The organism is Olivibacter sp. XZL3, from assembly GCF_004368405.1.
Taxonomy (GTDB): Bacteria; Bacteroidota; Bacteroidia; order Sphingobacteriales; family Sphingobacteriaceae; genus Olivibacter.
Genome location: NZ_SBJH01000079.1, coordinates 1 through 6349, shown reverse-complemented (window position 1 = coordinate 6349; position 6349 = coordinate 1). Strand labels below are relative to the sequence as shown.

The following is a 6349-nucleotide window of genomic DNA, read 5'->3' as shown; positions in this document are numbered from 1 at the left end:
GAAAACTCCTCTGGAGTTTCCCACATTCCAACATCTTAATCAACAACAATAAAAGTGTCTACTTTTTTTAGGACATGACATCTTTTTTTCAAAGGCACTCATGAATCGCAAAGCGGTTTTTTATCCCTCGGTCAGATGGAGCTTACCATGTATTAAATTTACATTCCCCTGTGTATTGAAAATGAAATCGTTAACATGGACGGTTCATAAGTTCATTTTTGTTCAGTATCTCTTTATGAAGAACAAAACTATAGAAAAACAGCAGAAAATATTAGGGTGTAAACGTCAAATCAGGAGGGGGATTGCGACTTTATATAAGCTGCTTGAAGTACCAAAGTAGCCAAAGGGTGGGAGGTCGCTTGGATAAAGGAGTCGATCTTATACAGCTAAAGGGGGATGCTGTAATGTAACCAATTAATTATTGTAACTTTACGGCTCTCTTGCTCTTCAAAAAATATACAGAGCTTAACTTGACAGAACTGATGAAATGTACACGGGTATTTAATATGTTATTATGGCTAACGGTTGGCTTAGGGATGTTTTCTTGCACACAAAAGCAGCCCCCAAAAGCTTCCGATGTGGAAGATGAAACGATAGCTGTACCTAATCAACCGGATACAGCAGATCAAGTGGTGCCTATGCCAGCGGATTCTGCTCATTTGCTGGGCGTCTGGTTTGACGAAACGATTAAATCGCCGGAAGGGGCGAACGTTGCTTATCAGGTAATTGCTCAGCAGCAACGTGTTTTTATCCAACCCGTAGCTTTTAAAGGGAAAAAGCTGCAGGTAAGCGATCAGCCGGTGGTTAGTCCTTATGCTACCGAGATCAGAAAAAATGGAGATCACTATGTCAGCCTGGAGAGCCCCGAAGATGCGTACGAAGTAGACAAAGAGGGTAACTTGCTGATTTTTCACCAAGGAAAGTTAGTGGTTGTGTGCAAAAAAATATTGTAGCGTGCTTCAGCCGCTCAAAACGGTAACGCTGTTGTTTGTTTGATCTACCACATCAGAAATGAGCTTTTTTCCGACAAATGGGTCTGTCAGCAACCAACAAAATCAGTAACCGATACAGAACAGCGTTTCACCTGCAATTTCTGTACAGCCATGATCGGAGGGTATTCATAGCCATGTACGCCGGCTACAATGGTGAACACCGTGCCCGGATTTTTTCCTTTGATAATGCTCAGTGGCATATAGCCCAGGTCGTTGTTCTTATCAAACGAAATAAGTGTATCCAACCGTTCTCCCTTGTTTACCTCTTTAAGAATCTCATCTAGATTTTGCGCCTGCATGGTGCATGTTGATATCAATATAACTAAAATGGTTGCGATTATCCTCATTGTGTTTTTATTCTCTTTTAAGACGCTGCTCTTTTTAACAAAAATATCAAATTTATAGCTGTTTGAATGGGTATTAAAAAGTTTGTTATAGGCTTGGCCTAGCGAAGAGCTGCCACCTGTAAGGAGATAAGTGGACCGATCTGCTGTTTTGAAGTTTTTAAAAACGATTCAGAACCTAAACTGTAATATAAAATAGGAAGGTGACAATAACCTAATAAGCTTGCAATATGAATGGACAAAGCAGTTACGGCAAGTTTGGAATGATGATGCTCGTATCTTTCGTGGTGATGTATGCGGTCATGTTTTTGAATGTTGATCGTACCCAGCATATCTATCTAAGTTTAACGCGCTTTTATATGGCGCTGCTAATGGTGGCGCCCATGGCGATTTCTATGATGCTGTTTATGTGGAAGATGTATGCTGATGAAATGATGAATAAGCTTATTATACTCGCAGCGGTATTGGTCTTCATATTTGCTTTGGTTTTTTTAAGAAACCAGACATTTGTTAGCGACCGCCAGTATATGAAAGCAATGATTCCGCATCATTCGTCTGCCATTATGACCAGTCGCCATGCCAATATAAAAGACCCGGAAGTGCGGAAATTGGCCGACAGCATCATTCAGTCGCAACGGCGCGAGATTGCGCAGATGAAAGCCGCGTTGAAGCGCCTAGAGGAGTCCGAAGCTGCTAAATAAGTCTTTGCTGATCGAATAAATGATAAAAAAGAATGGGAAAAATAATTAATAGAGTTTTTGAAGACCGAGAGATTGAGCAATTATCTAAAGAAAATCCCGACAAGGTTCCTTTGCCGGAAGAATTTTTTGTTTCCATAGCGTTGGAGGAAAATCCAGGTGCCAAACTGGTAAATACAACCATAGGCGACCCGATGAAGATGGTGGTGATTATGGAGAAATAGCGCGGCTGCTCTCTTATTCCTCCTTTATCGCCTTAATCGGATTACCCGTAGCCGCGATAAAGCTGCGGATAAAAACGGTAGTCCCCGCCACCAGGAGGGTGGCCAGCAATCCGACAATAAAGTGGACAGGTGTTATGTTAATCTGATAGGCAAACTCCTGCAACCAGCTGTGCATGGCGTACCAAGCAATGGGCACTGCCACAACAAAGGCAATTACTATTAATGCGACAAAATCTTTTAAAAAGAGAATTACAATGTTTTTTACAGATGCGCCCAGTACTTTGCGCACACCAATCTCTTTTACGCGCTGTACAGCCATCAATGATACGAGCCCCAATAAGCCTACGCAACTGATAAGAATGGCGATGAAAGTGAAAACCTTAAAGGTATTATAAAGTGTTTGCTCTTGCTGGTACAGTCGGGCAATTTTATTATCAATAAACTCATAGTTAAACAACGATTCGGGATTGAGTGCCGACCACTCTTTGTCGATCGCTGCGATCGTTTGCTTTATATTGTTTGGCTGAAGTTTTACACTAGCTTGGTAAAAGCTTTCGGGATTGTAGTAGAGATAACAGGCTCTGATTTTTTTATGTTTGGATTCACTTTGGAAATCGGCAACAACCCCCTGAATTGTTGCGCGGCGTTCGCCCACCGTCACCTGTTCTCCTACGGCGTTTTCCGGATGATCTATACCCAATCGTGCTATAAACGTTTCGTTAACGACAATTTTTGGGACGCTGTCTTGTGTTGCGCTCTTAGCAATAGGGAGACCGGCCAACATCTTTAAGTTAAACATCGGAAGGTAATTTTCATCTACCACTTTCACTTCGGTTACATCTACTTCGTTCATCCCTAAGTGGGGGGCAGAGAAAGGCATATAGTTGATGTTGTAAGCCGGGGCAACGGAAGCAAAACTGAAGTCTTTAACACCGGGTTGCCTCGAAAGTAGCTGGCGCAATCCTTCGGGATTTTTTCCTATATCAAAAGTGATGATCGACTCTTTGTCAAAACCGATGTCTTTATTAAGAAAGAAATCCATCTGTTTGGCAACAATAAAGGTACTTATAATAAGCAACTGCGTTACCAAAAACTGCACACCGATCAACCCCCTTTTTAAAGTGGTAGTCCCTTTTACAGCTGTTGAAAAGGACGACTTTAACATATGCAATTGGTTAAAACGCGACTGGATCAGGGCAGGATATAGCCCAGCGATCAAAACCGCAAAGATTGATATGACCAAAAGGCCAATAACGACATCTGGCTGTAAAAGCTGCGTAGCGCTAATCCGAGTGCCAAAGAATCTTTCCGTATAAGGGATAAATAACAACAGACTGCCTAATGCTAAGGTCAACGCAATGATCACTTGAATGAAGATTTCTGAAAGGGCACCTTTAATGATCTGCATTGGTTTGGCTCCGATTATTTTTCGGATACCCACATCTTTCGAACGCTTTACCGCAAATGCGGTCGCCATATTAACAAAGTTGATGCAGGCTATTACCAAAATAAATATGCCGACGGCAGCTAAACCGTATATACTCTTTTTAGAACGCGGCATACTGGTTTGATTAAGGTATCGTTGGTCATAGTGTATATCCGTTAGTGGTTGTAATAAGAGTTTGCCTTCTCCTCCCGTTTTAATATCGTCCCCCCAATTCTTATTAACAAATGCCGGAAGCCTTCGCTCGATGTTGCCGGCAGATAGCGTTTCGGGAAGGGTAACGTATAGGTATCCTCCTTGTATAGACCAAAAATTGCGCGTCTCGTCATGGAAGGTTGCCCATGATACAAGCGATTTAAATGTCAAATGGGTATTACTGGGAAGGTCTTTGATCACTCCGGTTACTTTTAGCTCCCAATTGTTGTCCATACGGATGGTCTGGCCGATAGGATTTTGATCTCCGAAATACTGTTTGGCAGTCGTCTCTGTAAGTACTAAGGTGTTCGGCGCTTCCAGCGCCGAGTTGGGATCGCCGGCCAACCATGTTAAGTCGAATATCTTTGCAAATTCGTTATCGGCAGCGCCAACGTCTTTTAAGATATGACGCTCACGATTGATTTCGATCATGCTCTCCCGCCAATAGTAATATTGTGAAACATGCTCCAGTTCCGGAAAATCATTCCTAAGAGCAGGGGCAACGGCAAAAGACACGCTCGGATTATAATCTAAACCGAAGGATGTTATCCGATAAGTCCGGTGTGAATGCCTATGATATTGGTCGTAACTAAGCTCATTCCGAACAATGAGTAAGATTAATATACAGGAGGCAAGCCCAAGCGCCAAGCCAAAAATATTAATTGCTGCGTAAGATTTATAACGCGCCATCGCGCGTAGTGCGATCCGAAAATAATGTGTGAACATAGCACAAAGAATAAGATGATAATTTGGAAACAAATAGAAAGCCATTTACATAAATGAGCGATAAGGTGGCTTACGCGGCCTATTTTGCTTTAATGCCCTGTACGGAAACGGACACCTACTGTTCGTTTTGAGACAAGCTGCTGTCGTTGTCGACTTAAAAAGTCACTTCCGAAGAAGTGACCTGGTTGGATACTATTGCCCTTGGAAGACGGGCAAATATACAGCTGCTTTGTTAAGTTGGTATTAGCATTTCTTTATATAATCAGCGAAGAGACCGGTCGGGATATCACATTAAATTTTCTGAAGGCACCGGCATGTTTTAAAAAAAAGGAGCGCTTTTAATACCATTATAATATGGCTTCTGTACTTTTATGGCAACTTCAGAAACAAGTTCCCCAAACTTGTCCAATTCAATTAGTGAAACCCATCCGGTTAGGATGGGTTTTCCAATAATTATAGTTACAATAGTAGGGTAGGCGAGGAGATCAGGCCTTTTTTTGTAATAAAGACAGGGCCAAGCTTTCTAATTCATCCAGATCAAATGGCTTCTTCAGGTAACTGTCGGCTCCGGCTTCTTCCGCTAAAGCGGGCAGGTTGCTGTTGGCGGAAAACAGGATCACGGGAATGTCGTTTAAAGCGGGGTTGCTCTTCAACGTTTGAGTCGCTTTTACACCGCCTAGCCCCGGTATCCAATTATCTATTAAAATGATATTCGGTTGGCATTGCTCTACCTGTTCAATAATGTCCTTACTATGAGGAGACGATATAACCTCGAAATTGAGGCCTTCAAATACTACTGAACAAAAGTAGAGAATGTCTTCATCGTCATCGAGAATCAGTATCTTATTCTGCATCGGTTTTATTGCTGTTTACAAATTTTGATAGCGGGGGCAAATTTAGTGTAATTTCATAAATTGAACCCTATGAGAAACTGTTTATGACCTGTTCCAATTGATTTTGCTGTACAACGCCACTTTGTCGCCATTTTATTTCCCCATTTTTAAAGAGAATAAGGGTAGGAACGCCTCGAACCTGAAAGCTATTCGCCGCTTGCGGATTCTTATCGACATCCACTTTTAAAATGATGACATCGTCTCCTAATCGGGATTTGACTTGATCCAATATAGGAGCCATTATTTTACAGGGCCCGCACCATTCTGCGTAAAAATCAACTAATACAGGAGTCTGCCCTTTGATGATCTCTGAAAATGTCGCCATTGTTTATTTTAGTTAAATAACTACTAATTTAATAAAAAATAAGTAACATTAAGAAAATAAAAAGAATATCGGTGGGAGAGATGCTTTATAGCTTGTTCAAACTTACATAAAAATGAGGATTTATAATCGCGTTCAATAAAAATGGCGGCCACATCGTCCAACCTTATTATCTTTATAATGGACTAAAAAACAAAGAAATATGGAAAGANGTTCAAACTTACATAAAAATGAGGATTTATAATCGCGTTCAATAAAAATGGCGGCCACATCGTCCAACCTTATTATCTTTATAATGGACTAAAAAACAAAGAAATATGGAAAGATTTTGTGGCCTTGATGTGCATAAAGATAGTGTTTTTATGTGCATATTAACAGAAACAGGAGAAAAGATTGAGGAAGTATTCGAACCCTGACACCGGATCTTGAGTGGAGTTGCTACCTTTAAAGCGAGACAGATTTAAGGAGTAATTTTAAATTTGTAGAGATGCATAGAAAATTTGATGATTCG

At 41.1% G+C, this 6349-nt stretch carries 7 protein-coding genes; 3 read left to right on the top strand and 4 right to left on the bottom strand.

The genetic code is table 11. The features are described 5' to 3' along the window. Positions 1-506: 506 nt before the first annotated feature. Positions 507-953: a hypothetical protein gene (locus tag EPX21_RS17440; protein WP_166670803.1), complete on the top strand. Its 447-nt coding sequence runs from the start codon at positions 507-509 to the stop codon at positions 951-953. Positions 954-1039: 86 nt separating this feature from the next. On the opposite strand, the gene EPX21_RS17435 is transcribed toward EPX21_RS17440, so the two are convergent. Continuing rightward, positions 1040-1339, bottom strand: coding sequence for a hypothetical protein (locus EPX21_RS17435; RefSeq protein ID WP_134090966.1), 300 nt, complete (start codon positions 1337-1339; stop codon positions 1040-1042). A 227-nt stretch (positions 1340-1566) separates the two neighbouring features. Here EPX21_RS17435 and EPX21_RS17430 point away from each other — a divergent pair, with 227 nt between their 5' ends. Together EPX21_RS17430 and EPX21_RS17425 are read left to right on the top strand one after the other, a co-directional pair. Beyond that, entirely contained in the window at positions 1567-2037 is a 471-nt protein-coding gene (locus tag EPX21_RS17430; protein ID WP_134090965.1) for a DUF305 domain-containing protein, read from the top strand. Positions 2038-2069: 32 nt separating this feature from the next. Then, positions 2070-2258: a hypothetical protein gene (locus EPX21_RS17425; RefSeq protein ID WP_134090964.1), complete on the top strand. Its 189-nt coding sequence runs from the start codon at positions 2070-2072 to the stop codon at positions 2256-2258. Between the two features lie 13 nt (positions 2259-2271). Here the strand turns inward: EPX21_RS17425 and EPX21_RS17420 are convergent, their stop codons facing one another. From EPX21_RS17420 to trxA, 3 genes are all read right to left on the bottom strand, one after another. After that, positions 2272-4623: an ABC transporter permease gene (locus EPX21_RS17420; RefSeq protein ID WP_166670802.1), complete on the bottom strand. Its 2352-nt coding sequence runs from the start codon at positions 4621-4623 to the stop codon at positions 2272-2274. Between the two features lie 485 nt (positions 4624-5108). Continuing rightward, positions 5109-5477, bottom strand: a complete 369-nt coding sequence (locus EPX21_RS17415; protein ID WP_134090962.1) for a PleD family two-component system response regulator — start codon at positions 5475-5477, stop codon at positions 5109-5111. Positions 5478-5544: 67 nt separating this feature from the next. Further along, positions 5545-5841: a thioredoxin gene (trxA, locus tag EPX21_RS17410; RefSeq protein ID WP_134090961.1), complete on the bottom strand. Its 297-nt coding sequence runs from the start codon at positions 5839-5841 to the stop codon at positions 5545-5547. Positions 5842-6349: the final 508 nt, after the last annotated feature.